Consider the following 490-nt stretch of genomic DNA (forward strand, 5'->3'; position numbering starts at 1 on the left):
AAGGTAATGAACTTCCAACTGATGAGGTCGCTGTTCTTTTCCTTACCATCGCCGTATGCAAGTCTCTCGTTCGCGGGATCAAGAGTGGGGCCGAGCTTCAGAGCGAGGTTGTAGTTTCTGTAAATGAGCTTAACGAAGTTTCCGGCCATGATGAGTCTAAAGTTATAGGGGAAGTACTTTCTGACAATGTGCTGTCCGTTGCCGACCCACAGCTTGTAGCAGTACTCCATGGTGTTCCGACTTCCGTCAATGATCAGGTTGTTAACTACATTCTGGATGATGGAGCCCTTGCCTTGGTTCTCGTATTCCAAGCTCTGACGGACAGCGCTGTCGTAGTCACCGGTAAGGATGCTGTTGTACAGTTTCTCCTCGAGTTCTTTGTTAGAACTGCTCATGCTTCCCGCGGACATTTCAGTGACGCCGGCGCTGACGGCGAGCACGCACGACGCGAACACCACGAGAAATTTCATTATCACAGTTGCCTTTTCCG

The 490-nt window shown here is 50.2% G+C and carries 1 protein-coding gene; it reads right to left on the reverse strand.

What is annotated here, in order from left to right:
- The coding region (locus F0L68_RS45770) for a hypothetical protein (RefSeq protein ID WP_149855393.1) at window positions 1-470 on the reverse strand (470 nt) is incomplete at its 3' end.
- Window positions 471-490: the final 20 nt, after the last annotated feature.

The sequence above is a fragment of the Solihabitans fulvus genome, assembly GCF_008386585.1.
In the GTDB taxonomy this organism is placed as follows: Bacteria; Actinomycetota; Actinomycetes; order Mycobacteriales; family Pseudonocardiaceae; genus Solihabitans; species Solihabitans fulvus.